The sequence below is a fragment of the Acidovorax sp. genome, from assembly GCF_027492855.1.
In the GTDB taxonomy this organism is placed as follows: Bacteria; Pseudomonadota; Gammaproteobacteria; order Burkholderiales; family Burkholderiaceae_C; genus Acidovorax.
Genome location: NZ_JAPUDY010000067.1, coordinates 41,044 through 65,828, shown reverse-complemented (window position 1 = coordinate 65,828; position 24,785 = coordinate 41,044). Strand labels below are relative to the sequence as shown.

29 protein-coding genes are annotated in these 24,785 nt (G+C 64.4%); 10 read left to right on the top strand and 19 right to left on the bottom strand.

The features are described 5' to 3' along the window. Positions 1-135: 135 nt before the first annotated feature. The 3 genes from Q0105_RS13070 to lptF are packed head-to-tail and all read right to left on the bottom strand — an operon-like array spanning position 136 to position 2,742. Entirely contained in the window at positions 136-510 is a 375-nt protein-coding gene (locus Q0105_RS13070; RefSeq protein ID WP_298212458.1) for a CbiX/SirB N-terminal domain-containing protein, read from the bottom strand. A gap of 10 nt (positions 511-520) precedes the next feature. Then, positions 521-1,630 (bottom strand): LPS export ABC transporter permease LptG, encoded by a 1,110-nt coding sequence (gene lptG / locus Q0105_RS13065; RefSeq protein ID WP_298212456.1) that lies wholly within the window; start codon positions 1,628-1,630, stop codon positions 521-523. After that, complete coding sequence (gene lptF / locus Q0105_RS13060) at positions 1,627-2,742, bottom strand: LPS export ABC transporter permease LptF (protein ID WP_298212454.1); 1,116 nt, start codon at positions 2,740-2,742, stop codon at positions 1,627-1,629. The genes lptG and lptF overlap by 4 nt, the downstream gene beginning before the upstream one ends. A 73-nt stretch (positions 2,743-2,815) precedes the next feature. Here lptF and Q0105_RS13055 point away from each other — a divergent pair, with 73 nt between their 5' ends. From Q0105_RS13055 to Q0105_RS13040, 4 genes are all read left to right on the top strand, one after another. Continuing rightward, positions 2,816-4,345: a leucyl aminopeptidase gene (locus tag Q0105_RS13055; RefSeq protein WP_298212452.1), complete on the top strand. Its 1,530-nt coding sequence runs from the start codon at positions 2,816-2,818 to the stop codon at positions 4,343-4,345. Between the two features lie 7 nt (positions 4,346-4,352). After that, positions 4,353-4,787: a DNA polymerase III subunit chi gene (locus Q0105_RS13050; protein ID WP_298212450.1), complete on the top strand. Its 435-nt coding sequence runs from the start codon at positions 4,353-4,355 to the stop codon at positions 4,785-4,787. Further along, entirely contained in the window at positions 4,787-5,374 is a 588-nt protein-coding gene (locus Q0105_RS13045) for a hypothetical protein (RefSeq protein WP_298212447.1), read from the top strand. The genes Q0105_RS13050 and Q0105_RS13045 overlap by 1 nt, the downstream gene beginning before the upstream one ends. A gap of 130 nt (positions 5,375-5,504) precedes the next feature. After that, positions 5,505-6,632, top strand: a complete 1,128-nt coding sequence (locus Q0105_RS13040) for a branched-chain amino acid ABC transporter substrate-binding protein (protein WP_298212445.1) — start codon at positions 5,505-5,507, stop codon at positions 6,630-6,632. 151 nt (positions 6,633-6,783) lie between these two features. On the opposite strand, the gene Q0105_RS13035 is transcribed toward Q0105_RS13040, so the two are convergent. From Q0105_RS13035 to lexA, 3 genes are all read right to left on the bottom strand, one after another. Then, positions 6,784-7,791, bottom strand: coding sequence for a D-2-hydroxyacid dehydrogenase family protein (locus tag Q0105_RS13035; protein ID WP_298212443.1), 1,008 nt, complete (start codon positions 7,789-7,791; stop codon positions 6,784-6,786). A gap of 151 nt (positions 7,792-7,942) precedes the next feature. Next, entirely contained in the window at positions 7,943-8,521 is a 579-nt protein-coding gene (locus Q0105_RS13030) for a hypothetical protein (RefSeq protein ID WP_298212441.1), read from the bottom strand. 252 nt (positions 8,522-8,773) lie between these two features. Next, positions 8,774-9,448 carry a transcriptional repressor LexA gene (lexA, locus tag Q0105_RS13025; protein ID WP_056062380.1) on the bottom strand — a complete coding sequence of 225 codons (675 nt, stop codon included), beginning with the start codon at positions 9,446-9,448 and terminating at the stop codon, positions 8,774-8,776. 83 nt (positions 9,449-9,531) lie between these two features. Between lexA and Q0105_RS13020 the strand changes: the two genes are divergently transcribed. After that, positions 9,532-10,491, top strand: a complete 960-nt coding sequence (locus Q0105_RS13020) for an asparaginase (protein WP_298212438.1) — start codon at positions 9,532-9,534, stop codon at positions 10,489-10,491. A gap of 118 nt (positions 10,492-10,609) precedes the next feature. On the opposite strand, the gene adk is transcribed toward Q0105_RS13020, so the two are convergent. From adk to Q0105_RS12990, 6 genes are all read right to left on the bottom strand, one after another. Next, positions 10,610-11,266, bottom strand: coding sequence for an adenylate kinase (adk, locus tag Q0105_RS13015; RefSeq protein WP_298212436.1), 657 nt, complete (start codon positions 11,264-11,266; stop codon positions 10,610-10,612). Positions 11,267-11,453: 187 nt separating this feature from the next. Then, on the bottom strand, positions 11,454-12,272 hold the full coding sequence (gene kdsB, locus Q0105_RS13010; protein WP_298212434.1) for a 3-deoxy-manno-octulosonate cytidylyltransferase: 819 nt from the start codon (positions 12,270-12,272) through the stop codon (positions 11,454-11,456). Continuing rightward, positions 12,269-12,451, bottom strand: a complete 183-nt coding sequence (locus tag Q0105_RS13005) for a Trm112 family protein (protein WP_056165650.1) — start codon at positions 12,449-12,451, stop codon at positions 12,269-12,271. Before Q0105_RS13005 ends, kdsB begins: the two co-directional genes overlap by 4 nt. A 13-nt stretch (positions 12,452-12,464) precedes the next feature. Continuing rightward, positions 12,465-13,535, bottom strand: coding sequence for a tetraacyldisaccharide 4'-kinase (lpxK, locus tag Q0105_RS13000; RefSeq protein ID WP_298212429.1), 1,071 nt, complete (start codon positions 13,533-13,535; stop codon positions 12,465-12,467). 5 nt (positions 13,536-13,540) lie between these two features. Then, positions 13,541-13,978: a biopolymer transporter ExbD gene (locus tag Q0105_RS12995; protein ID WP_298212427.1), complete on the bottom strand. Its 438-nt coding sequence runs from the start codon at positions 13,976-13,978 to the stop codon at positions 13,541-13,543. Positions 13,979-14,084: 106 nt separating this feature from the next. Then, the gene (locus tag Q0105_RS12990; protein ID WP_298212425.1) at positions 14,085-14,729 is read right to left on the bottom strand and encodes a MotA/TolQ/ExbB proton channel family protein; all 645 of its coding nucleotides are present in this window, start codon (positions 14,727-14,729) and stop codon (positions 14,085-14,087) included. 352 nt (positions 14,730-15,081) lie between these two features. Here Q0105_RS12990 and xseA point away from each other — a divergent pair, with 352 nt between their 5' ends. Both xseA and Q0105_RS12980 read left to right on the top strand, forming a co-directional pair. Beyond that, positions 15,082-16,410 (top strand): exodeoxyribonuclease VII large subunit, encoded by a 1,329-nt coding sequence (xseA, locus tag Q0105_RS12985; RefSeq protein ID WP_298212423.1) that lies wholly within the window; start codon positions 15,082-15,084, stop codon positions 16,408-16,410. A gap of 206 nt (positions 16,411-16,616) precedes the next feature. Then, positions 16,617-17,198 (top strand): Fe-Mn family superoxide dismutase, encoded by a 582-nt coding sequence (locus Q0105_RS12980; RefSeq protein WP_298212421.1) that lies wholly within the window; start codon positions 16,617-16,619, stop codon positions 17,196-17,198. A 185-nt stretch (positions 17,199-17,383) separates the two neighbouring features. Here the strand turns inward: Q0105_RS12980 and Q0105_RS12975 are convergent, their stop codons facing one another. Next, the gene (locus tag Q0105_RS12975) at positions 17,384-17,914 is read right to left on the bottom strand and encodes a DUF192 domain-containing protein (RefSeq protein ID WP_298212419.1); all 531 of its coding nucleotides are present in this window, start codon (positions 17,912-17,914) and stop codon (positions 17,384-17,386) included. Positions 17,915-18,096: 182 nt separating this feature from the next. Next, entirely contained in the window at positions 18,097-18,312 is a 216-nt protein-coding gene (locus tag Q0105_RS12970) for a hypothetical protein (protein ID WP_298212417.1), read from the bottom strand. Positions 18,313-18,494: 182 nt separating this feature from the next. On the opposite strand from Q0105_RS12970, the gene icd reads away from it, so the two are divergent. Then, positions 18,495-19,754, top strand: coding sequence for an NADP-dependent isocitrate dehydrogenase (icd, locus tag Q0105_RS12965; protein ID WP_298212415.1), 1,260 nt, complete (start codon positions 18,495-18,497; stop codon positions 19,752-19,754). A gap of 451 nt (positions 19,755-20,205) precedes the next feature. On the opposite strand, the gene Q0105_RS12960 is transcribed toward icd, so the two are convergent. Next, positions 20,206-20,484: a DUF4377 domain-containing protein gene (locus tag Q0105_RS12960; RefSeq protein ID WP_298212413.1), complete on the bottom strand. Its 279-nt coding sequence runs from the start codon at positions 20,482-20,484 to the stop codon at positions 20,206-20,208. Between the two features lie 87 nt (positions 20,485-20,571). Continuing rightward, positions 20,572-21,093 (bottom strand): META domain-containing protein, encoded by a 522-nt coding sequence (locus tag Q0105_RS12955; protein WP_298212411.1) that lies wholly within the window; start codon positions 21,091-21,093, stop codon positions 20,572-20,574. A gap of 390 nt (positions 21,094-21,483) precedes the next feature. Here Q0105_RS12955 and Q0105_RS12950 point away from each other — a divergent pair, with 390 nt between their 5' ends. Together Q0105_RS12950 and Q0105_RS12945 are read left to right on the top strand one after the other, a co-directional pair. Continuing rightward, positions 21,484-22,131, top strand: a complete 648-nt coding sequence (locus Q0105_RS12950) for a DUF4272 domain-containing protein (protein ID WP_298212409.1) — start codon at positions 21,484-21,486, stop codon at positions 22,129-22,131. Positions 22,132-22,202: 71 nt separating this feature from the next. Further along, positions 22,203-22,682 carry an ASCH domain-containing protein gene (locus tag Q0105_RS12945; protein WP_298212407.1) on the top strand — a complete coding sequence of 160 codons (480 nt, stop codon included), beginning with the start codon at positions 22,203-22,205 and terminating at the stop codon, positions 22,680-22,682. 66 nt (positions 22,683-22,748) lie between these two features. Here the strand turns inward: Q0105_RS12945 and mmsB are convergent, their stop codons facing one another. From mmsB to Q0105_RS12930, 3 genes are all read right to left on the bottom strand, one after another. Then, entirely contained in the window at positions 22,749-23,633 is an 885-nt protein-coding gene (mmsB, locus tag Q0105_RS12940; RefSeq protein WP_298212405.1) for a 3-hydroxyisobutyrate dehydrogenase, read from the bottom strand. 246 nt (positions 23,634-23,879) lie between these two features. Beyond that, positions 23,880-24,278 carry a DUF488 family protein gene (locus Q0105_RS12935; RefSeq protein ID WP_298212403.1) on the bottom strand — a complete coding sequence of 133 codons (399 nt, stop codon included), beginning with the start codon at positions 24,276-24,278 and terminating at the stop codon, positions 23,880-23,882. 38 nt (positions 24,279-24,316) lie between these two features. Beyond that, a complete protein-coding gene (locus Q0105_RS12930) occupies positions 24,317-24,784 on the bottom strand; it encodes a TfoX/Sxy family protein (RefSeq protein ID WP_298212401.1) in 468 nt (155 codons plus the stop codon). Position 24,785 lies beyond the last annotated feature (1 nt).

Here is a 24,785-nt window from a genome sequence, read left to right as displayed (position 1 = left end):
TCGGTCAGGTTGAGGTTGCGGCGCGCAGCCTCTTGAACGAAGCGGAATTGGTGCAGATTCATATCTGATATCGCCTAAAGATTTGCATCATTATGCTTCAATCATCTAAGGGATATCGGACTTGGGTCTGAAATTTCAGTCCAGCGGCGCTTCTTCGCAGGCTATGTCGGCCATGAGCGCGGTCATGCGCGGGTCTTCGCCAATCGCGGCCTGCACATGGAACTGCACGCCAGGGTGTGTGGCGCGCAGGGTCTGCACCAGCAGGGGCAGGTCGTCGCGGGCGTGTTTGCCGGTGCCCAGGAACATGGGGACCACCGTCACGCTGGCCGCGCCCTGGGCGATGAGCTGCTGGGCGGCTTCTGCCAGCGTGGGGGCGCTCAGCTCCAGGTAGGCGCAGGCCACGCTGCGGCCGGGCTGGTGCGTGGCGATGCGCGCGGCCACGGCTTCCATGGGCGCGCGCCAGAGCGGGTCGCGGGAGCCGTGGGAGAACAGAATGATGGCGCTGTGCATGGCTGCGGGGTCAGCGCCTCAGCACCAGCCAGCCAAAGGCGGCCAGCGACAGCACCGAGTAGATGAGCCCCGGCGCCGCCGCCGTGAGCATGGGCGACCAGTTCTGCAGGTTGCCTGCGTAGCCGAATACGTTGTTCAGCAGGAAAAAGCTGATGCCTGCCATCACACCGCCAAACACATAGCCTGCAATGCCGCCTGAGCGGAAATGCAGGTAAGCAAAGGGCAGGGCCAGCACCACCATCACCAGGCAGGAGAGGGGGTAGAACACCTTGCGCCAGAACTCGATCTCGTACTTTTGTGAGGACTGGGCGTTGGCGTTCAGATGTCGGATGAACTGGAACAAATCCAGCGTGGCCATGCGGTCGGGTTTAAGCAATGAAGCGGCCACCATGTCTGCGCTGATGCGGGTGGGCCACGCCAGGGTGGGGGCTTGCAGGTGCTCGACACGTGCTTCGCTTTTGTCGGTGCTGTGCTCAAAGCGGCTGCGCTGCACGGTCTCCAGCGTCCAGGTGCCGTCCGGGCCGAACTGGCCTGTGGCGGCCCGCGTCTGCGAGGCCAGCCGTCCTTTTTCGTCGAACTCGAAAATGCGCACGTCAAGCATGCCGCTGTTGGGTGTGAGCGCGCGCACGTTGACCGCGAAGGAATGGTCTTCTTGCCGCTCTTTGAGCCAGGCGCCCGTGGCGCCTGTGGTCAGCCGCCCGAGGTAGCGCACCTTGATGAGCTGGGCGGTGCGGTCGGTCAGGGGGGCCAGGTAGTCGCCCACGGCAAAGGTCAAAATGGCAAACGCCCCACCCAGTGTGACCAGTGTGCGCAGTGCGCGCCAAGGGCCCATGCCGCTGGTGCGCATGATGGTGAACTCGGAGCTTTGGGCCAGGCGGGCCATCACGAAGATGGTGCCGATGAGAACGGTAATGGGCAGCAGCTCGTAGAGGTGGCTGGGTATGCTCAGCACCACAAACAGCAGGGCGTGCGAGAGCTGGTAGCCCTCGGCCCCGGCGCGGCCCACCCAGCGCAGCTCATCGACCAGATCGAAGAAAAAGAACAGGGCCAGAAAACCCACCGTGACGAAGGCCACGGCAGACAAAGCTTCGCGGTGGATCAGGCGGCGAATGGTTTTCATGCGGGCCGCCCTTCCGATGACCGTGCAGGCCGTGGTGCCCACAGGCGCCGCACTGTCCATTGGTTGTGCCGCACGGCCAGCACCAGCAGCGAGACGGCCAGCATGCCGCCGTGCAGCAGCACCATGAAGCTCGCAAGGCCCATCCGGCCCGCGCCGACCCAGCTTTGGCCCAGCGTCATGAGGTTGTAGTACACGATGAATCCGAACAGAGCGAACACCAGGCTGGTGCTGCGCGCGGCGCGCGGATTGGCGCTGGCCACAGCCAGGCCGAGCAACACGAAGTTGAGCGCCGCCAGCGCCAGCCCCAGGCGCCAGCCCAACTCGGCCTGGTAGGCGGGCAGGGGCTCGCGAAGCAGGTCGTAGGTGGTGCGGGTCTTCACTGCAAGTTCTTCGGCCGAGCCTGGCGCGGCAGCGCCGATGCGGGTGCCGTATTCGGAAAAGTCGCTGATCTTCATGCCGGGCTTGTCTTGCGCACTCTCCAGCCGCTGCCCGTCGCTGAGCAGCACCATGCGCTCACCGTTCTGGACCTCCAGCCGCGCGCTGCGGGCGGATGTGACGGATTCGCGCCGGCCATCGTTGGAGGCGATGAAAACGTTGTTGGCAGCCTGCGTGTCGGGGCTGTCCTTGTCGATGAAGAACACCCGGCTGCCGTTCGATGACTCCTGGAATTCTCCGGGTGCAATGCGGTCGATGTCGCTGCGCTGCTCGTAGCGGGTTCTGAGCTCCTGGATTTGCGAATTGGCCCAGGGCCACACCAGCAGCGACAGCACGGCAATCACCAGCATCACTGGCCAGGCAAACCGCACCAGGGGCTTGACCAGGCTGATAAGGCCCCGGCCGCTGGCAAACCAGATCACCATTTCGCTGTCGCGGTACATGCGCGAGAGCGTGCCCACCACGGCAATGAACAGGCTCAGGCTGAGAATGGTGGACAGTTGCCCGAGCACGGTGTAGCCCATGACCAGCATCACGTCAGATGGGCTGACGCTGCCCTTGGATGCCTGGCCCAGGGTGCGGATGAGCATCATGGTCATGACCACGGTCACCAGCACTACCAGCGTCGCGCCGAAGCTGCGCGCCAGCTCCTTGCGAAGGGATGAATCGAATAACATTGGCTTGGAGCGTGCTATGCACTTTCGCGTGCGCACCAAAGTGCATAGCACGCTCAAAAGGAAAACACCGATTATGAACTTTGATCTCAAGACCCTTGATTTGACGGCGGCTGCTTCGGAAAAATGCGACCTGCTGGTCGTGCTGCTTCCCGAGGGCTTCAAACCGGGGCCGGATGCCCTGTCTGCCCTGGCGGCGCTGGCGCTCAAGAGCGGGGATCTGTCGCTGAAGGCAGGCAAGCAGTTGCAGCTGTACCAGGTACCTGCGGTGGCGGCGCGCCGGGTCGTGCTGGTGGGGGCAGGCGACGGCTCGGCCCGTGCGTTGCGCCAGGCAGTGCTGGCCGTGGGAGGCGCTATCAAGGCCCCGCAGACCAAGCGCGTGGTGCTGTGCTTTGCAGGCACGGCCACGGGTGATGCCGTGGGCGCCGCCGTGCAGGCAGTGGCGGAGGCCAGCTACGTCTATACCACCACCAAGTCCAAGGCTGAGGCCCGCAGCCTGGGCCGCTGCGTGGTGGGTATCGCCAATCCCACAGAGGTTCGCGAAGGTTTTGACAGCGGTGTGGCGCTGGTGGCGGGTGTGGAGTTTGCCCGCGAGTGGGGCAACCGGCCAGCCAACCATGCCACCCCCAGCCTGCTGGCAGACGCCGCCAAGGGGCTGGCCAAGTTGCCGCGCATCCAATGCAAGGTTCTGGGGCCAGCCGAGGTGAGCCGCCTGGGGATGGGCGCCTTCATGGCCGTGGCGCGCGGGTCCGAAGAGCCTTTGCGCTTCATCGAGCTGCGCTACAACGGCGCCGCGAAGGGCAAGGCGCCTGTGGTGCTGGTGGGCAAGGGCATTACCTTTGATACGGGCGGTATCTCGATCAAGCCCGCGCCCGAGATGGACGAGATGAAGTTCGACATGTGTGGTGCTGCCAGCGTGCTGGGCACGTTCCGCGCCCTGGGCGAGTTGCAGCCCGCCATCAACGTGGTGGGCCTGATCCCTGCGTGCGAGAACATGCCGGACGGGCGCGCGGTGAAACCCGGCGACGTGGTCACCAGCATGAGCGGCCAGACCATCGAGATTCTGAACACCGACGCCGAAGGGCGCCTAGTGCTGTGCGACGCGCTGACCTATGCGGCTCGCTTCAAGCCTGCCGCCGTGGTGGACATCGCCACCCTGACCGGCGCCTGCGTGATTGCGCTCGGTGGCGTGCGCAGCGGGCTGTTTGCCAACAATGAAGGCCTGGCTGCCGCGCTCCAGGAGGCGGGCGAGGCCGCGCAAGACCTTTGCTGGCGCATGCCCCTGGACGACGACTATGCCGATGGCCTCAAGAGCAACTTTGCCGACATGGGCAATGTGGCGGGCCGCGCGGGCGGAGCCATCACGGCCGCCAAGTTCCTGCAGAAGTTCGTGGGCGACATGCCTTGGGCGCATCTGGACATCGCCGGTACGGCATGGCGCGGTGGGGCGGCCAAAGGCTCCACGGGTCGGCCTGTGGGGTTGCTGGTGCGTTATCTTTTGGGCCAGGCCCATGCCAAGGTTGGCAAGAAGAATGCGGCCGCATCGGGTGCCGCTGCCGCAAAACCCGCAGCCAAGCGCGCGCCTCGGGCCAAGGCAGCGTCCTGATCACACCATGACCGAAGTTGCCTTCCACTTCAATGCACCAGACAAACTGGCCTATGCCTGCCGCTTTGCGCGCAAAGTGCAGCGCAGCGGGGCACGCCTGGTCATCGCTGCGCCTGTAGAGGCGCTGGAGGCGCTGGACCGCATGCTTTGGGCGATGGCGCCCCAGGATTTCGTGGCCCATTGCCGCAGCGATGCAGACGAGGAACTGGTCCTGGCGTCACCGGTGGTGCTGGCGGTGGATGCGCGCTCGGCACCGCACCACGAGGTGCTGCTGAACCTGAACGCGGAAGTCCCCGAAGGCTTCGGGCGTTTTGACCGGCTGGTGGAAGTGGTGAGCGCCCAGGACGAAGCCGACCGGGCCGAAGCGCGCGCGCGCTGGCGCCACTATGCGGCGAGGGGCTATGCCATCACGCGCCACGACCTGGTGCTGAAAGGCGCGTGATGGTGCAGCCCCCCAAGACGCCTCCGCGCTTTGTGCCAACGCTCACTGAAGTGGTGCAGGTGCCCGGCGCGCCGGTGGTGCCGCCCAGTGTGGCAACTCCCGTGGCGCGTGCCCCGGTCATGCCCCCGGCCCGTCCGGCTCCGGCCGTTGCACCGCAGCCCTTGGGCGCGGCCCCGTCGTCGCCTGCCGCGCCTCGACCTGTCGTCGCGCCGCCTTCCGTGTTGGCCACGGGGCGTGTGCCTGCCCCGGTGACGCCAGGGTCAATCAATCCGCCGCGCGCACCGGATGTGATTCCTGCTCTCCACAGCCCGGTACCTGCGGCAAAGGTCGCGGAGCGCGCTGCACCAGCCATGGCCCGCCCTTTGCCCGATGGCATGGAAGAGTACATGGTGCACCGCGTCATGCAGCGTGTGGATGGTGTTCTGGATCAACGTTTGCGCGAAGCGATCGCCGCAGTGGTGCAAGAGCAGACAAGATCGGTCCTGCCGCGCCTGCGAGAAGAGATCGAATCGGTGGTTCGCCACGCCGTGTATGAGGCCGTGGCGGATGAGCTGGCCAGTGGCGGAACCACGGCTGCAAAAGGATGACAGGGTATTCCCCTGTGGTTTCCCTTCCATTTAATCGTGTTCCCTAATGATCTGGCCCGTAAATTGCGATATGTTCCCCTGCGTTGAGACACAAGAACATTCTCAGCGTTTATCTTTACTGGAGATTGATATGCAATTGAAGTTGAAACTGACCGTGGTTGCTGCTATCGCAGCTGTTGCCGGTGTGGCCTCTGCACAAGAGCAGGTGGTCAAGATCGGCCACGTGGCTCCGGTTTCCGGCGCCCAAGCTCACTACGGCAAGGACAACGAAAATGGCGCCCGCATGGCCATTGAAGAACTGAACGCCCAAGGCGTCACCATCGGCGGCAAGAAGATCAAGTTCGAGCTGCAAGCCGAAGATGATGCAGCTGATCCCAAGCAAGGCACGGCCGCTGCACAAAAGCTGTGCGACTCCAAGGTTGCCGGCGTTGTCGGTCACCTCAACTCCGGTACCACCATCCCCGCATCCAAGGTCTACAACGACTGCGGTATCCCCATGGTGACGGGCGCTGCCACCAACCCCAACCTGACCAAGCCTGGCTACAAGACCACGTTCCGTATCATCGCCAACGACAACGCCCTGGGCGCTGGTCTGGCGTTCTACGCTGTGGACACGCTGAAGCTCAAGACCGTTGCCATCATCGACGACCGTACCGCTTACGGCCAAGGCGTGGCAGATGTGTTCAAGAAGACGGCCATCGCCAAGGGTATGAAGGTGGTGGACGAGCAGTTCACGACCGACAAAGCCACTGACTTCATGGCTATTCTGACCGCCATCAAGTCCAAGAACCCTGATGCCGTGTTCTACGGCGGCATGGACCCACAAGCTGGCCCCATGCTGCGCCAGATGGAACAACTGGGCATGGGCAACGTGAAGTACTTCGGTGGTGACGGCGTCTGCACGTCGGAAATCGCCAAGCTGGCCGCTGGTGCCAAGACCCTGGCCAACGTGATCTGCGCTGAAGGCGGCTCCTCGCTGGCCAAGATGCCTGGCGGCACGGCCTGGAAGGCCAAGTACGACGCCAAGTACCCTGGCCAGTTCCAGGTTTACAGCCCCTACACCTACGACGCCACGTTCCTGCTGGTCGACGCCATGAAGCGCGCCAACTCCGTGGACCCCAAGGTGTACGTGAACGAACTGGCCAAGGCCAACTTCAAGGGCGTGACCTCCGCCATCGCCTTCGAACCCAACGGCGAAATGAAGAACCCTTCGATCACGCTGTACGTCTACAAAGACGGCAAGAAGACCCCTCTGTAATTCATAGAGCGGCTCGTTCTGCAAGGCACCTAGGTGCCCTGCAGATAGCAAAAAAGGCTTCCCTCGGGAAGCCTTTTTTGTTGTGAAAAGCGGGGGAGTCTTTTCTTTTTTGCCCGGTGTTGTGTGTTGTGCGTTGAGGCGGCTGTCCAGACTACCGCCGCACCTGCAAGGAGCCCGGATTCACGATGTTGGTGGGTGTGCCCTTGATGAAGTTCACCACATTGTCAAAGGCTGCACCAAAGTAAAGCTCATAGCTGTCTTGCTCGACATAGCCGATGTGGGGCGTGCAAACACAGTTCTCCAGCCGCAGCAGGGCATGGCCTTGGAGGATGGGTTCGCTCTCGAACACGTCAACGGCTGCCATGCCGGGGCGGCCACGGTTGAGGGCGGCAATGAGAGCGTCGGGTTCGATCAATTCGGCGCGCGAGGTGTTGACCAGCAGCGATGTGGGTTTCATGCACGAGAGGTCTTCGAGCGAGATGATTCCGCGGGTCTCGTCGTTGAGCCGCAGGTGCAACGAGATCACGTCGCACTGCGAGAAAAACTCTTCGCGCGTGGTGGCCGCCTGGTAGCCGTCTGTGAGCGCCTGTGCGCGTGAGGCCTCCCGGCCCCATACGCGCACGTTCATGCCAAATGCCCGGCCGTAGCCCGCCACCAGTTGCCCGATGCGTCCGTAGCCCCAGATACCCAGCGTCTTGCCGCGCAGCACGTTGCCCAGGCCAAAGTTGGCGGGCATGGAGGCCGTTTTCAGCCCGGACTGCTGCCAGGCGCCGTGCTTGAGGTTGGAGATGTACTGGGGCAACCTGCGCATGGACGCCATCACAAGCGCCCATGTCAGCTCTGCAGGTGCCACTGGGGAGCCGACCCCTTCGGCGACTGCAATCCCGCGTTCGGTGCACGCGGTCACGTCGATGTGGCTGCCAATCTTGCCTGTTTGGGCGATGAGTTTGAGTCGGGGCAGCTTTTCGACCAACTGGCGGGTAATCTGGGTGCGCTCCCTCACCAGTACGATGATGTCGGCATCCTTGAGCCGCACGGAGAGTTGGCCCAGTCCCTTGACGGTGTTGGTGTAAACCTTGGCGGTGTACGCGTCGAGCCGAGAGGCGCAGTGCAGTTTACGCACTGCGTCTTGGTAGTCGTCGAGGATCACAATATTCATCCCGACATTGTGCCTTGGCAAGGAAAGCCGCACCGCGCCGGATGGCCGCTTGGCGCACCGAACGCCCCGACTTTTGGTGACGGAGTGTTGGTGTGGCCGATGCATTTGCCACCGGGCGCCGCAAGCGCAGCGACAAGGCCTGGCGCGGAATCTACGCCTGAACGGCCTCGGAGGCCGCCATGCGGTCCAGTTCCGCGCACACGTCGGCCATGCGGCCCGCGATCACCAGACGCCCGGTGCCGGTGTCTGATGCACGCCGAAGGACCCTGGTAGACCGGTGCGTGCCGGCATCGGCCGCCAGCGATGCAAAAAAGGCGTGGCGGCTACTACCGCTGTTGCTGCCATGGCCCATGGATGGCATGGGTAAAAAGGATCGGTGGGCGGCTGTGGTTTGCCGGGTGGGAGCATCGGGTGTACGAACCGGCGGCCTGACGGTGAAAGGCCAGTTGCCACGCAGTGGGCGTGGGCCCTGGGTGCCTGTGGGGCGGGGGGGCGGCAAAGACGTGGCGGCTTCATCGTCGCCATGAGGGGCCTGGGTGCCCCAGGCCGGTTGTTGGGCCGATGCCAAGGCCGCGGCTGGACGATGATGGCCCATATGGCCCATGTTGTCCATCTGGCCCACGGGCGCGCCACCCGCGTGCGTATCGCGTGTGGCGTGGTGCAAGAACAGGCGCTTGAGGCTGCGCAGCGGGTTCTGCAGGGCTGGAAGAGTGAGCAAGGCGATTCCCATGTGAAAACTCCGAAAGTCGGGGGTTGAACATAGGCAGGATTGCTAAGTGATTTCATGCCATGTCTTGGCCGGGTGATAACGGGCGTGACGGCGCCTGCACTGCAGCTGGGTGCTGCACCGCAAGACGGCAATCGTGGCCGCGTTCGCATTGGCCTGTGGCATGGCATGGGGCCAGCACCGCAGGGCTGGTATGCCGTTGCCAGCACACCAAACGCCCGCCACCCGCGGTGTGGCCTGAGCAGGGGCTGGGGCCTACATCAGCATGGTGTTGCGGATGAGGCCGACCGCCAGGCCTTCGATTTCGAAGGGTTCGCCGGGCTGCACCACGATCACCGGGTAGTCGGGGTTTTCGGGCAGCAGCTCGATGGCGGTGGCGGTGCGGCGCAGGCGCTTGACGGTGACATCGTCACCCAGGCGGGCCACGATGATCTGGCCGTTGCGTGCCTCGCGCGTGGACTGCACGGCGAGCAGGTCGCCATCCATGATGCCGGCGTCGCGCATGGACATGCCGCGCACCTTGAGCAGGTAGTCGGGCTTGTGCTGGAAAAGGCTGTTTTCCACACTGTAGGTCTGGTCTACATGCTCCTGCGCGAGAATGGGAGAACCCGCCGCCACGCGCCCCACCAAGGGCAGAACCAGCTGCGACAGGCCCGGAATGGGCAGGCTGAACTGGTTGCCACGCGCTGCATTGATGGAGCGCACTGTGTCGCCACGCAGGCGAATACCGCGCGACGTGCCGCTGACCAGTTCGATCACACCTTTGCGGGCCAGGGCCTGCAGGTGCTCTTCTGCGGCGTTGGCCGACTTGAACCCCAGCTCGGCCGCGATTTCTGCGCGGGTTGGAGGGGCGCCGGTGCGCGCGATGGCGGTCTGGATGAGGTCCAGAATCTGCTGCTGGCGGGCGGTGAGTTTGGGGTTGTCGAGCATGGTGGTTTCCGGTGGCGGCGGTTACAGTGATGAATAACTGTTTTTTAATCCAGTAACTGTATTTTTCACCAGTTTTTCGGAGTATGCAAGTGAGTGGGCAAAAAATTGTGGTTTTAGGCACCGGGGGCACGATTGCAGGCACCTCGGCGCAGGCGGGGGACAACATTGGCTACACCGCTGCCCAGGTGGGGGTGGCACAGCTGTTGGCTGCCGTTCCGGGGTTGCAAGCCATGGCGGGTGGCGCACTGGTGGCGGAGCAGGTGGCCCAGGTCGACAGCAAGGACATGGACTGCGCGGTGTGGCGGGCCTTGGCCTTGCGCTGCGCGCACCATTTGAACGACCCTGAGGTGCGGGGCCTGGTCATCACGCACGGCACCGATACCCTGGAAGAAACCGCATGGTTTTTGCACGAGGTGCTGGATGCCCGCAAGCCCGTGGTGCTGACCTGCGCCATGCGCCCCGCCACGGCCCTCACGCCCGATGGTCCGCAGAACCTGCTTGATGCCGTGGCCGTGGTGCAGGCCCCCGGCGCCACGGGAGTGATGCTGGTGGCCGCCGGGGAAATCCACGGTGCGCGTTACGTGCAAAAAGCGCATCCCTACCGAGTGCATGCCTTTCATTCGGGCGATGCCGGGCCTTTGGGATGGGTGGAGGAGGGGCGGGTGCGTTTGGTAGAAAATTGGCCTCTAGCGCAGGTTGGTCAATCGCAAGGTGCTATTGAAAATATAGCAAATGCTGGCGAATGGCCCTGGGTCGAAGTGGTTGTCAGCCATGCCGGGGCCACGGGCCGAGGGGTGGATGCCCTGGTGCGCGACGGGGTGCAAGGCCTGGTGGTGGCCTGCACCGGCAACGGAACCATTCACCACGCCTTGGAGGCCGCTTTGCTGCGCGCGCAGGATGCGGGGGTGCAGGTGGTGCGTGCCACCCGCTGCGCCGAGGGGCAGGTGCTGCCCAAGCCGGGAGATGTGTTCCCAGACTCGCGGGGGTTGTCGCCGGTGAAGGCGCGGGTGGCGCTGGTGCTTGATTTGCTGCGCGCGGGCTGACAGAGACCTGTGCGGCGCAGGGCGCTGCTGCACCATGAAAAAAGCGACGCCCTTGTGGGGCGTCGCCGCATCGAATTGAGGCCGTCGATGGGGCTGATCAGTGGTCAGCCCCCGTACATCAGCTGGCCAGTGCCTGCAAGGCGCGGGCGGTGATTTCTTCCACGCCACCCGTGCCGCTGATGGCACGGTATTTTGGGGCTGCTGCGGGCTCGGCCTTGGCCCAGTTGCTGTAGTAGTCCACCAGGGGGCGCGTCTGGTCGCTATAGACCTGCAGGCGCTTCTTGACGGTTTCTTCCTTGTCGTCTTCGCGCTGGATCAGCTCTTCGCCGGTCACGTCGTCCTTGCCTTCGGCCTTGGGCGGGTTGAACTTGACGTGGTAGGTGCGGCCGCTGGCGGGGTGCGAGCGGCGGCCGCTCATGCGTTCGATGATGGCGTCGAAGGGCACGTCGATTTCGAGCACGTAGTCCAGCTTGACGCCTGCTGCCTTCATGGCGTCGGCCTGGGGAATGGTGCGGGGGAAACCGTCGAACAGGAAGCCGCTGGCGCAGTCGGGCTGCGTGATGCGTTCCTTGACCAGACCGATGATGATGTCGTCACTGACCAGGGCGCCCGAGTCCATCACGGCCTTGGCCTGCAGCCCCAAGGGCGTGCCCGCCTTGACGGCTGCGCGCAGCATGTCGCCGGTGGAGATCTGGGGGATGCCGTATTTCTGGCAGATGAACGTGGCTTGCGTGCCCTTTCCGGCGCCAGGCGCGCCCAACAGAATCAGTCTCATGGAATTCCTCGAAGGTTAGAAATCGGGTGGCGCCGCTGGCAGGGGCGTTCGAAGGGCGCCTCTGGCCATTCTGTGCGTCCGGGATGCGGTGCTCTGGTTGCGGGCGAGGATAGCATGTGACTACCTTGCGCTGACTTACATAGGTGACGCTCTCCAAAAGGGGGCGCGCACAAGGGCGGCAGAGGGTTTAGCCAAGCAGCGCGCGCACCCGCTCCAGGTCTTCGGGCGTGTCCACGCCGGGGCCGGGTGCGGTGGCCGCCAGATGCACCGCGATGTGGTGGCCGTGCCAGAGCGCACGCAGTTGTTCCAGGGCCTCGACCGCTTCGGTGGGGGCAGGGGCGAGCTGCGGAAACTGCCGCAGAAACCCCGCGCGGTAGCTGTAGATGCCGATGTGCCGCAGCGGCGCAAAGCCCTGCAGCGCGGCCACCCCAGGGGCTGCGGCTTGTGCGGCGCCTTGCCACCAGGCGGTGCCCGCATGGTCGCGGGCGAAGGGAATGGGCGCGCGGCTGAAGTAGTGCGCCAGGCCCCGTGCGTCCAGCACCACCTTCACCACGTTGGGGTTGGCGTAGTCGGCCGGCGAGGCAATGGCGTGGGCGGCCGTGCCCATGCTGGCCTCGGGCCTCGCGGGCAGCAGGGCCGCCACGGCGTTGATGAGGCCGGGGTCCATCAAGGGCTCGTCGCCTTGCACGTTGACGACGATGTCGTCGCCATCCAGCCCCAATTGGGCACAGGCTTCGGCCAGCCGGTCGCTGCCGCTGGCGTGGTCTGCACGGGTCATCACGGCCTGCACGCCATGGGCTGCGCAGGCCGCAAGAATGCGGGCGTCGTCGGCGGCCACCACCACGCGGGTGGCGGCGCTTTGTGCGGCGCGCTGGGCCACCCGCACCACCATGGGCAGGCCGGCAATGTCGGCCAGGGGCTTGTCGGGCAGGCGGCTTGACGCCATGCGGGCCGGGATCAGCACGGTGAAGCTGCTGCCTGCCGCCAAAGCCGTTGTGCTGTTCACCGCTCCAGCTCCTCGTCGGTCAGCGTGCGGGCTTCGTTTTCGAGCAGCACCGGAATGCCGTCGCGCACCGGGTAGGCCAGCCGTGCGCTGCGCGAGACGAGTTCCTGCGCCTCGCGGTCATAGGTCAGGGGGCCTTTGGTGACGGGGCAGACCAGCAGTTCAAGCAGTTTGGGGTCCATGGAGCGGGTTCGTTCAGGCAAAAGGGGATGATAGCGGCGGCTTGGGGGCCGCCGCCGTGGGCAGCAGCGCCGACAGCCGGGTATCCAGGGCGTCAAAAAAGAGGGGATCGACGTGCACTGCCAGCGGCACGGCCAGCGCGTCAGGGTGCCGGGACCACAGCTTGACGGCATCCTTTTCGGTGCAAATCAAGGGATGGCGCTTGTCTGATAAGCGCTGCCAGTTATCAAAATCATAGTGATCCGGCAAGGCCTCGATGCGCGCGAACGTCAGGCCCTCGGCCTGCAGCATGGCAAAGAAGTCGCCGGGCCGCGCCACGGCGGCCAGTGCGTGCAGGGGCTGGCCGCGCAGGCTGGCCAATGGCACCTGGCTGCCGTCGGAGCGCCGTGCATGGGGCGCCAGGCGGCGCTGCAGGCCAAACGCCGGGGCCTGCGTTTCCTGGGGGGCGGCGTTGCCCGCATGCAGCACAAAATCCACGCGACGCGGCCAGGGTTCGCGCAGGGGGCCTGCGGGCAGCAGAAAGCCGTTGCCAATGCCCTCGTCGTTGAAGATGCAGATTTCCAGGTCGCGCCGCAGCGCCAGGTGCTGCAAGCCGTCGTCGCAGACGATCACGTCGGTGTCGGGGTGGGCCGCCAGCAGCGCGCGGGCTGCGGTGATGCGGCGCGGGGCCACGAAGACCGGCACGGCGTTGCCACCGCCCAGGCTGCGGGCGATCAGCAAGGGTTCATCGCCCACTTCGCTGGCCAGGCTGTCGGGCAGCACCGCGCGGCAGTCCTGGCCGCTGCGGCCGTAGCCACGCGAGACCACACCTGCGCGCAGCCCACGGGCCTTTAGGTGCTGCACAAGTGCGATGACCACCGGGGTCTTGCCCGCGCCCCCCGCGATCACATTGCCCACCACGATGACGGGGCGGCCGGGGTGCTCGGCGCGCAGCAGGCCGGTGCGGTACAGCCCCCGGCGCAGCGCCACCAGGGCGCGATACAGCAGCGACACCGGCCACAGCGCCCAGGCGGCCGGGCCGCGCGTCTGCCAGATGGTTTGCAGGCCCCGCTCGGCCGTGGCTCGGGGGGCGGGTGTTTGGGGCATGCCCGTCAGCGGCTGGCCGCGCGCGTGGACGCAGACGATGACTGCGTGGCGAAGGTGATCTGCGTGAGGCCCACGCGGCGCGCGGCCTCCATCACCGTGACCACGGACTGGTGCGGCGCCATGGCGTCGGCGCTGATGATGACCACGCTGCCCGGCCCCGCCGTGGCGGCGCTGCGCAGCGCCTGGGCGATGGCGTCCACGCCCTTGCCGTCCACGCCGGTTTTGTTGACGGCATAGCGGCCATCGGCGGCCACCGCCACGATGACTTCCTTGGGGTGGTCGCGCTGTTGCTCGGCATCGGCCACGGGCAAGGTGAGCTGCAGCTCGGTGAACTTGCTGTAGGTGGTGGTCAGCATCAGAAAGATGAGGATCACCAGCAGCACGTCGATGAACGGGATCAGGTTGATCTCGGGCTCATCCTTGGTGCGGGGGCGGAAGTTCATTGGCGAAGCCTTTCAGGCTGAGGTTTTGCCGCCGGGCCGCCCCAAGGCAAAACGCGTCCCCCTCGGGGAGCAGGGAGCCACGCGCAGCGGGCCGACCGTGGGGGCCTCATTTCTTGCGAAGACGCAGGATATGGCGCACGAACTGCTCGGAGGCCAGCTCCAGCGTGAGCAGGTAGCCGTCCACACGGGCGCGGAAGTAGCGCCAGAAGATCAGCGCAGGGATGGCCACGATCAGGCCGAAGGCGGTGTTATACAGGGCGATCGAGATGCCGTGCGCCAACTGGGTGGGGTTGCCGCCGCCCATGGCCTGGCCCACGCCGCCGCCGCCCGCCTGCGATCCGAAGATCTCGATCATGCCGATCACGGTGCCCAAAAGGCCCAGCAGCGGCGCGGCCGAGGCGATGGTGGCCAGGGCGGCGAGGTATTTCTCCAGCCGGTGGGCCACCGCGCGGCCGGTGCCTTCCATGGCGGCACGCAGGTCGGTTTCGCTGCACTGGGGGTTGCTGTTCATGGTGCGCAGGCCGCTGGCCAACACCTCGCCCAGGGCCGAGTTCTGCGCGAGCTGGTTCACCACATCGGGCGTGGGCAGGGCTTTGGACGACACCGTGATGGCTTCGTCCAGGAGTTTGGGCGGTGCGACGCGGGCCGTTTTGAGGGCCAGGAAACGTTCAAAAATCAGTGCCAGCCCCAGGACGGAACACGCGATCAGGGGCCAGATGGGCCAGCCTGCGGCTTGTATGATGGACAGCAAATCTCTCTCCGCGCAGATGAAAGCAAACGGCGATTATGGCCCAGCTTACAGGTGCTGCCGCGTCACAAACCGTTACGTTGCCGTGCACGCCATCCCTTCCTCCGCTCACCCACAAAAACTGTGGATAACTTTGTGGGCAACCCACGTTGAGGGCCCCGCAAAGCGGCTCCACACCGTGCTTGCAACAGATTGATGAAAAATTGCGCAATGAAAAATGTATATAAATCAATAACTTGCACGTGCGCTGGTGCTTTCCGGGCAGGTGCTGCCTTGACCCAGGTCCGCACCGCCGCTTGCCGGTTTCTGTGGAGTACTCGCAAGGCGAGCGCGGCGCAAACGCCCGCCGTTGCTGATGTTTGAGCGCACAAACCCAGGCGTGGCGCCGCGTGTGTGGGAAGTTGGCGCGCTGTGCCGCGCCATTGCTGATGCCCTGGAGGCCCGATTCAACCCTGTAGCGGTGCGCGGCGAGATCACGGGCTTCTCGCGCGCGTCCAGCGGGCATTGCTACTTCTCGATCAAGGACGCCAACGGCCAGCTGCGCTGCGCCATGTTCCGCCGCGCGGCCAGCCTGCTTGACTTTTCGCCGCGCGATGGTGAATTGGTGGAGTTGCGCGGCCGCCTTGGGGTGTACGAGGCGCGCGGCGATCTGCAGTTCATCGTCGAAAACATGCAGCGGGCCGGGCAGGGCGCGTTGTTCGAGCAGTTCCTGCGCCTGAAGGCCCAGCTCGACGCCGAAGGCCTGTTCGACACCGCCCGCAAGCGCCCGCTGCCACTGCAGCCGCGTGGCATCGGCCTGGTCACCTCGCCCGGCGCGGCGGCGTTACATGACGTGGTCACGGCGCTGCGCCGCCGGGTGCCACACATCCCCGTGGTGCTGGTGCCCGCGCAGGTGCAGGGCGTGGCCGCGCCGCCGTCCATCGTCGCCGCGCTATCAAAACTGTATCTGCTTGCGCAGGCAGGACAAGCGCCAGGGGCTGATTTGACCCGGAATCCACCCATCGACATCATCCTGCTGGTGCGCGGCGGCGGCTCCATCGAAGACCTGTGGGCCTTCAACGACGAGCAACTGGCCCGCACCATCGTGCAAAGCCCGGTGCCGCTCATCAGCGGCGTGGGGCACGAGACCGACTTCACCATCGCCGACTTCTGCGCCGACCTGCGCGCGCCCACGCCCACGGCGGCGGCCGAACTGGTGGCCCAGCCGCGCGACGTGTGGCTGGGCGCGCTGGGCCTGCTGGCGGGGCGCATGGGCGACGGCGTGCAGCGCCAGCTCGACGCCCGCCACCAGCGGCTTGACCAGGCCGCCGCGCGCCTGGGCCGCCCCTCGGGGCTGGTCGCGCGCGAGCAGATGCAACTGGCCCGCCTGGCCCAGCGCATGCGCCATGGTGTGCTATTAAAAATGCAGCGTTTGATCCAATCACAACAAGCGCTGGCGGCTGATTTACCTATCAAGCTGCAGCGCAGCGTGGCCCAACAGGCCGAGCGGCTCGACCGCGCGGCCTTGCGGCTGGAGTTGCTGGACCCCCGCCTGGTGCTGCAGCGCGGTTATGCGCTGCTTACCGACGCAGGCGGCCAGGCCGTGACCAGCGTGCGCCAGGCCCCGGTCGGCGCCGCACTGCGGGCCACGCTGTCCGATGGGGCGGTGGACGTGACGGTGGCCGCCCAGCCACGGCTGCTGTGAGTGCGCCAACCTGTTCCTGGCGTGGCCTGGGCAGGTGCATATAGCCTTTTGGGGGAGGCTTTCTTTTGAGCTGGGTCACCCTGAGGCTGCACAGGTCACCCGATCTTCCTACAATGCCCCCTTCGCTTTGTGTCCGGCTGCATGGCTCAGGAAAGAGCGCGTTGCAGATGGCATCCTAGAAATTCAAACCACGAGGAAACACCACCATGGAACATACCCTTCCCCCGCTGCCCTACGCCATCGATGCCCTGGCCCCGAGCTACAGCCAGGAAACCCTGGAGTACCACCACGGCAAGCACCACAACGCCTATGTGGTGAACCTCAACAACCTGCAAAAGGGCACCGAGTTCGAAGCCATGACGCTCGAAGAGATCGTCAAGAAGTCGAGCGGCGGCATCTACAACAACGCAGCTCAGATCTGGAACCACACCTTCTTCTGGAGCTGCATGGCACCCCAGGGCGGCGGTGAGCCATCTGGCGCGCTGGCTGCGGCCATCAACGCCAAGTGGGGCAGCTACGCCGCCTTCAAGGAAGCCTTTGTGAAGAGCGCCGTGGGCAACTTCGGCTCGGGCTGGACCTGGCTGGTGAAGAAGCCCGACGGCAGCGTGGACATCGTCAACACCGGCGCCGCCGGCACGCCCCTGACCACCGCCGACAAGGCGCTGCTGACGGTGGACGTGTGGGAACACGCCTACTACATCGACTACCGCAATATGCGCCCCAAGTTCGTCGAAACCTTCCTCGACAAACTGGTGAACTGGAAGTTTGCTGAAGCCAACTTCGCTTGATGCAGGCGCATGGCCGTGGGGTGTTCTACCCGGCGGCCTGCCATAAAAAAACGGCCCTCGGGCCGTTTTTTTATGGGGTTGACTGGGTGGATTATTTTTTTAGTCTTTTTGGCAGGTAGCGCTTGTGTATCAAGCGCTATAAGCTATCAAAAATATAGCAAATTGAAGGCGCTACAGCCCCATCATCATTTGCGGCTGAACGGCGCGCCCACAAGCTTGGTGCCGGCCTTGATGCCCTTCTTGGCGAACCAGCCCTGGTTCATCTCCAGCACATAACGCACGGGCTTGGCGGAGCAGTGCGAGTCGAGCGTCTGGGGCTTCATGTCCGCCAGGTTCACGATGGTGCCGTCGTCGGCCACGAAAGCGGCGGTGAGCGGCAGCAGGGTGTTCTTCATCCAGAAGCACTGCTGCGTGGGCTGCTCGAACACGAACAACATGCCCTCGTGCTGGGGCATCTCCTTGCGGAACATCAGGCCGGTCTGGCGCTCTTGCGGGGCCTGGGCCAACTGGGCGTCGATGCGGTGCATGCCTGCGGTCAGCTCGACGCGCTGCAGGTTCATCTGCGGGCCCTCCTGGGCCGTGGCCACTGCGGGGACGACCGACGCCAGCGCCAAGGCGCAAGCGGCGCGGAGTGTTTGGCGTGCGAGAGTTGCGAGACGACGATCAAGGCGTTTACCGGTGGCGGGGAGCAGCGGGGCGGCGCGAAGGGCGGTCATGGACGGGGCTTTCTGGTCAACACGTTCTAAGGGCAGACTGTAGGCGGACTGTACGGCGCGGGGACGTTTCGGCAATGGAAGTCTTTGGTCCTCCCAATAAAAACGCCCGCAGATGCGGGCGATTTTGAATCAGTGCAGGCCTGGCAACGCGTGGGACTTGTGCCAGACCCGGATTCCCTGGCTCAGGCGGCCTTGTGAGCGGTCTTTTTCTTAGCGACCTTCTTGGTGCTCTTTTTCTTGGCGATGTGAGTGGCTTTGGCTGCCGGGGCAGGGGCCTGGGTTTGGGCGGCCATGGGGGCTGCAGCAGGAGCAGGCGTGGCTGGAGCGGCTGCGGGCGCCTGTGCGAAAGCACCGGCAGCGAACAGACCGGACACGAGGACAGCGAGGAGTTTTTTCATATATGCCGTTTCCAAAGTGAGCGAAGGGTTGAGGGCCGTACGAAACACCGTACAGCTCCACCCGCAACGATAGCAGCGAGAGTTGCGTTGACAGGGTTTTGGACGAAATTTTTTCTCATTAGAATGGTTTGAATGCTTACCTTGCCGGGCCCGTCTCGGCGCACCCTGGAGACTCTTCCCCCATGACCACCTACCAGCACATCGTGGTGCCCGCCAAGGGCCAGAAAATCACCGTCAACGCCGACATGTCGCTGAACGTGCCGGACGAGCCCATCATCCCGTTCATCGAAGGCGATGGCACGGGGCTCGACATCACGCCCGTGATGATCAAGGTGGTGGATGCGGCTGTGGCCAAGGCCTATGGCGGCAAGAAGAAGATCCACTGGATGGAGGTGTATGCGGGCGAAAAATCCACCAAGGTCTATGGCCCCGACGTGTGGCTGCCCGAAGAAACGCTGGCCGTGCTGCGCGAATACGTGGTGTCCATCAAGGGGCCGCTCACCACGCCCGTGGGTGGCGGCATCCGATCGCTGAACGTGGCGCTGCGCCAGGAGTTGGACCTGTACGTCTGCCTGCGTCCCGTGCAGTATTTCAAGGGCGTTCCCTCGCCGCTGAAAGAGCCCGAAAAAACCAACATGGTGATCTTCCGCGAGAACTCGGAAGACATCTACGCAGGCATCGAGTTCGAGGCCGAGTCCGACAAGGCCAAGAAGCTCATCAAGTTCTTGCGGGACGAGATGGGCGTCAACAAGATCCGCTTCCCCAACACCTCGGGCATCGGCGTCAAGCCCGTCTCGCGCGAGGGCACTGAACGCCTGGTGCGCAAGGCCATCCAGTACGCCATCGACAACGACAAGCCCAGCGTGACCATCGTGCACAAGGGCAACATCATGAAGTACACCGAGGGTGGCTTCCGCGACTGGGCCTATGCCCTGGCGCAAAAGGAGTTCGGTGCCGAGCTGATCGACGGCGGCCCCTGGTGCCGTTTCAAGAACCCGAAGACCGGCAAGGAAATCACCATCAAGGACAGCATCGCCGATGCCTTCCTGCAGCAGATTTTGCTGCGCCCGGCGGAGTATTCGGTGGTGGCCACGCTCAACCTCAATGGCGACTACATCTCTGACGCGCTGGCCGCGCAGGTCGGCGGCATCGGCATCGCACCCGGCGCCAACATGTCCGATTCGGTGGCCTGCTTCGAAGCCACCCACGGCACGGCGCCCAAGTACGCGGGCAAGGACTACGTGAACCCCGGCTCCGAAATCCTGTCGGCCGAGATGATGCTGCGCCACATGGGCTGGACCGAGGCCGCCAACCTGATCATCAGCTCGCTCGAAAAGTCGATCGCCTCCAAAAAGGTGACCTACGACTTCGCCCGCCTGATGGATGGCGCTACGCAGGTGAGCTGCTCGGGGTTTGGGCAGGTGATGATCGACAACATGTAGCCCCTCCGGTTTCGGGGCGAATCAGAACGCCCCGACAAAAGAAGCCTGAAAGGCCTTGGCAAAACCCCTGGTGCGTTGATAGCACCAGGGTTTTTTCTTTGCGCAGCAGCGTCTGCACAGGTTTGCAAGGCGGGGCTGCTTGCCAGCGCGTTCGAACAGCGTTTTTTTGCGCGCTGCGGCGACGGCATGGGTGCCTGTAGCGGTGTCTGAGTCAGTGCCGCAAATATGCTACTGTTTTGATAGCTTTTTGCGCTTGATGGACAAGCGGTAGCGGCATTTTTTCCTGATTATGTGCATGCCTCAGATGCTTCTCCTCCAACCGTTCGGGCTGAGCCTGTCGAAGCCTTGCACCCACGCGGCAAGCCCTGGCTTCGACAGGCTCAGCCCGAACGGTTGGATCGGACTCTGAGATAGATACATCGTCAGGCACTTTGGGCTTGAAGTTTGGGGCCTAGCGCACCCGTTCTGCCTCTACCACCAGGTCCAGCACATAGGCATGGCTGGGTGCATCGGCGGGCAACTGGCCGTTGCGCGCCAGCGAGTAGCGCTGCACCCGCAGCACATTGCGCAGCCCCGGCTCGTGGCGGTAGCCGTCGATCTCGCCCTGGAAGATGCGCCACTCGCCCACGCCCTGGCGCACACCGTTGTCGGCATAGCGCACATCGCGCACGCGCAGGCATTGGGCGTGGGGCATCAACGGGTGGTTGCAGGCCACGCGCTCGGGGGCCACTTCCAGAAACAGGCGCTCGCCCGCCGTGCCGTAGCGCGTGGCGGGCGTGGGGGTGCCGGCCAGTTCCCATCGGCTGCCATCGGCAAACTACACCGCCAGCTGCGGCGCGTTGGTGGCGGCGGCGCCGCCGCTCCGCAGTTCAAACCGCTGCGCCTGGGGCAGCAGGGCGCCCACACGCTGCTCCAGCGCCATCAAGTCGCGGTCGGCGCAGGCGCGTTTGGTGGACACGGGCTGGCCCACCTGCAGGCCCGGGCCTTGCAACGTGTAACCCGCGCCCATGGCGTTGCACAGGTTTTGCACCGACAGCCGCTGGGCCTCAAAGTGCAGGCGCAGCGGGCTGCGGCCGGCCAGCAGCCAGCCCGGCGCCGCCTGGCCCCGGGCATCGTGCGCGGACACCAAATCCCAGTCATAGGCCTGCAGCGTGTGGGCGGAGGTCGGGGCTGCATGGAGCGAAGAAGAGGGGGTGGTGGAAGAGTGAGAAGGGGGCTGCGTCATGGGGGCTCCCTGGGGCTGGCTGCCGCAGGCGGCCAGCAGTGCCGCCAACGTGATCGCAGCCAGGGCCTTGCCGGAGGCGGGCCGCCCGGCGCTGGGGATGTGAATCGGTGTCATATGCATTCCGCCACCTTAGCGGAAAAGCGCCCCAGGCTGGGTAGGAGAAGGGCGCTTTGGCGGTGGTGCTCGCGCAACGGCGTACCAAGCCTGTGGGTCCGAAGATGGGGGCGAGCTTGGGCCGCACACGGTCACTGGTTCGCAGCCCCCCATTTGCGCGGTCTGAAAAGAGCCTGTTGAGGCCCAGGCGCCGTGCTTTCGCTGGCTATAGTTTGGGAGGTTGGAGTTGCCGGGTTTCCCGGAATTTTTATACTTGGGTATTGGAACAGCGCAACGGCTGCAAACCCAGGCTGTAAGCCGCTTTCAGGAGGATTAAGTGTCCAGAATATCCCGCATGGTCCAGTTTATCCCGCAGGTTTTGCGGGATACATTACGTTAGGTGTCTCGCACATGCTTCCTCAAGATCGCAAGACCTCATCAGAAGAGCTACTCCGAACGCACAACGTTTCGGTCAATGCCTACTTGCCACTCATCGAATCTGAAGACGAAGTCGAGCTTCGCTCCGCGGACGAATTGCTCCACCGTCTGATCGCACTCTGGTCCGTCGTTGACAAGGCATTCCTCCGCGAAGAATCCAAGACGGCCGAATACATTGCGGCACATCGGATGCAAGCCTACCTATCCGAGAAGGAGCGCCAGTTCCTCTTTGCGGAGAGCCCTACAGACCAAGACACAATCCATTTCTCTTGGCAACTCGAAGCGCTTTACTTTGTTGCCTGGTGTGCGGGTCTGTTAGAAATCGCTGCTCTTCCAGATGAGGAATCAAGCGTCAAGCCAATACTTCCGCTGTTTCCTTCTGGCCTGGAGCCTCCAGATCGTCTTCGCAGGGAGATTCGGCCTCGCGGCGTGAGCGAGGTACTTGACCGTGCAGACCTCATGTACAGGCTTCATTGGGCGGTTAGAGACGCGAGGCTGAACGGGGCACCTCCGCTCAATGGTATTAACGGAGGCGTAGTTCAAGAATGGCACCGTGCCGTGAATTGGATGATCCGGTACGACGGGGAAAATAATTGGGACCAAGTTGGAACAGACACCTAACCCATGCTTGCAGCGGACCGCCTACGGCAGCCGCTTACGTCAAACGTTGAAGCCGCAGCATGCCAGCACCCATGACCCCCGTCGTTCGCACGTTCTGGAGCGCGTTCAAGGCCACGCAATCCGTGGATGTCGACGCCAGGTTCTTCGAAGTCTGCGTCTTCGACGACAACGAGCCGAGCGCCAATCACCTGGCAGAGCTGGTGGTGCGCGGAGTCAAGCGGGCCACTGCCGGTCTGGTTTGGTCGTTCGAGGCGGCGAACATGCCGACTCCAAAGCCGGGGGATCTCAGCGTGGTCACAACCTGGGACGGGCATCCGGTGTGCGTGATTGAAACGACTCAAGTCGACATCACGCCATTTTCGGAGGTCACAGCAGAGTTCGCGGCCACAGAGGGCGAAGGAGACGGGTCGCTTGAGTACTGGCGCGAAGTACACACGGCCTACTTTGCAAGAGAGTGCGCCCGCATTGGTCGCATCCCAAGCCCGTCCATGCCGGTCGCTTGCGAACGGTTCAGGGTCGTCTATTGCACGTTCGGCGAAAATGCGGCCTAACCCCTTCGGCCACAAAAAAACGCCAGCATCTGCTGGCGTTTTTCTTGGTCATCAAGGAGTGCTCAATCAGCCCTTGTGCATCATCTTGATGATGCTGGAGAAGTCCAGCGCGCCGTTGCCTGCCAGGCTGTGCGCGGCATACAGGTTGCGCGCCAGGCCGCCCAGGGGGGTGGATGCCTTCACGGCGGTGGCGTTTTCTTGCGACAGGCCCAGGTCCTTGAGCATCAGGTCGGTGCCGAAGCCGCCCGCATAGCCCTTGCTGGCGGGGGCGGTTTCCATCACGCCGGGCATGGGGTTGTACTTCTCCAGCGCCCAGTTGCCGCCCGAGCTGCGGCGCATGATTTCGGACAGCACCTTGGGGTCCAGGCCGTTGGCCACGCCCAGGGCAATCGCCTCGCTGGTGCCCGCCATCAGGATGCCCAGCAGCATGTTGTTGCAGATCTTGGCCGTCTGGCCCGCGCCCACGCTGCCTGCGTGGAAGATGTTGGCGCCCATCTTTTCGAGCACGGGGCGGGCGCGCTCCAGGTCGGCCGCGTCGCCGCCCACCATGAAGGTCAGCGTGCCAGCGATGGCGCCACCGGTGCCGCCTGAGACGGGTGCGTCGATAAAGGCCACGCCCTTGGCCTTGGCGGCCTCGGCCACCTTGCGCGAGGTGGCGGCGGCGATGGTCGAGCAGTCGATCACCAGCGTGCCTGCGGGCAACTGGGCCAGCAGCTCGCCCTGGCCCAGGAACAGGCCTTCCACATGCTGGCTGGCGGGCAACATGGTGATGACCACCTCGGCGCCCTGCGCAGCGGCCTTGGCATCGGTGTCCACGGCCACGCCGTCGGCTGCGAGCTTGTCGCGTGCGGGTTGCGAGAGGTCGAACGCGCGCACCTCGTGGCCCGCCTTGTGCAGGTTCAGGGCCATGGGGCCGCCCATGTTGCCGAGGCCGATGAATGCGATTTTCATGCTGCTGTCTCCAGAGGTAGTGGTGAAAGAAATGGTATGAATTTGATAGCTGCTTGCGCTTGATGGATAAGCGCTAGAGGCCAAAAAGGCTTGAATAACGAGGTGTTTGCCTCTGAGAAACCGGTTCGCCCTGAGCCAGTCGAAGGGCTGTGGGTACAGGGCGCCCTGGCTTCGACAGGCTCAGCCCGAACGGACTGGGGGAAAGTGTGTGAGGGATGCTCATGGCCAGGCAAAAAGACTGGAAACTCATTCGACGATGTCCGCGCCCCGCGCCAGCAGTTCGGTGCGCAGCACCGAGCGGTGGCAGCGCGCTTCGTCCTCGCAGTAGCAGCCCAGCGACATGGCGCTGTGGTGCGACAGCGCGGCCAGCAGGTCGAGCGTGCGGCTGGCCTCGGGCTGGGTCAGCTCCTTGCGGAACTGCTTGACGAAGGCGGCCCACTCTTTGTCGGACTGCGTGTGCTGCGCCTGCTGGGCTTCCTGTACAAGCTCCGGGGTGGGCGAGAGCAGGGGGTACCACACGTCGTAGTAGTCGCGGTTGGCAAACTCGGCCTTGGGCACACCGCGTGGCGGGCGGCGCACGGTGCCGATGCGGGTGCCTTCCCCGGTGGCGCGTGGGGTGCCAAGGCGGACGATGCGAAGGGGCATGGTGGTGGGCTCCGGACGGTGGTGAAGGGCAGGGCGGGTCAGTCGTCGGCTTCGAAGATGCTGTGTTTTTTCTTCTTGGCGGCGGCTTTGGATGCAGGCTTTTTGCTGCCGGTGGCGGCAGGCGCCCTTTGGGTTGCAGCTGAGGTTCTGGCCTTCTTGCGCGGTGACGCCTTGGCCAGCGGGTTGTAGGCCAGGGCCTCCGTCAGCCAGAACTGCCACTGCTCCCGTGTGGCGTAGCCGTTGGGTTCTACCCAAAAATAGCCCAGCATGCCGCCGCGCGGTGACATTTCGCGGGTGTTCTGCATTTCTTGAAATTCCGCATGCCGTGAAGGCGGCAATCGAACCAATAGTTCATTGCCCCGCACGGCAACGCAGATCTTGCTATCGACAAGAAAACAATAGCCACCGAACATGGCGCGCTCCTCCACATCGCTGCGCTGCGCCAGCGCCGTGCGCACGGCGTCGATCAGGTGCAGGGTTTCGTTGGAGAGGGGGCGAGCGGGCATG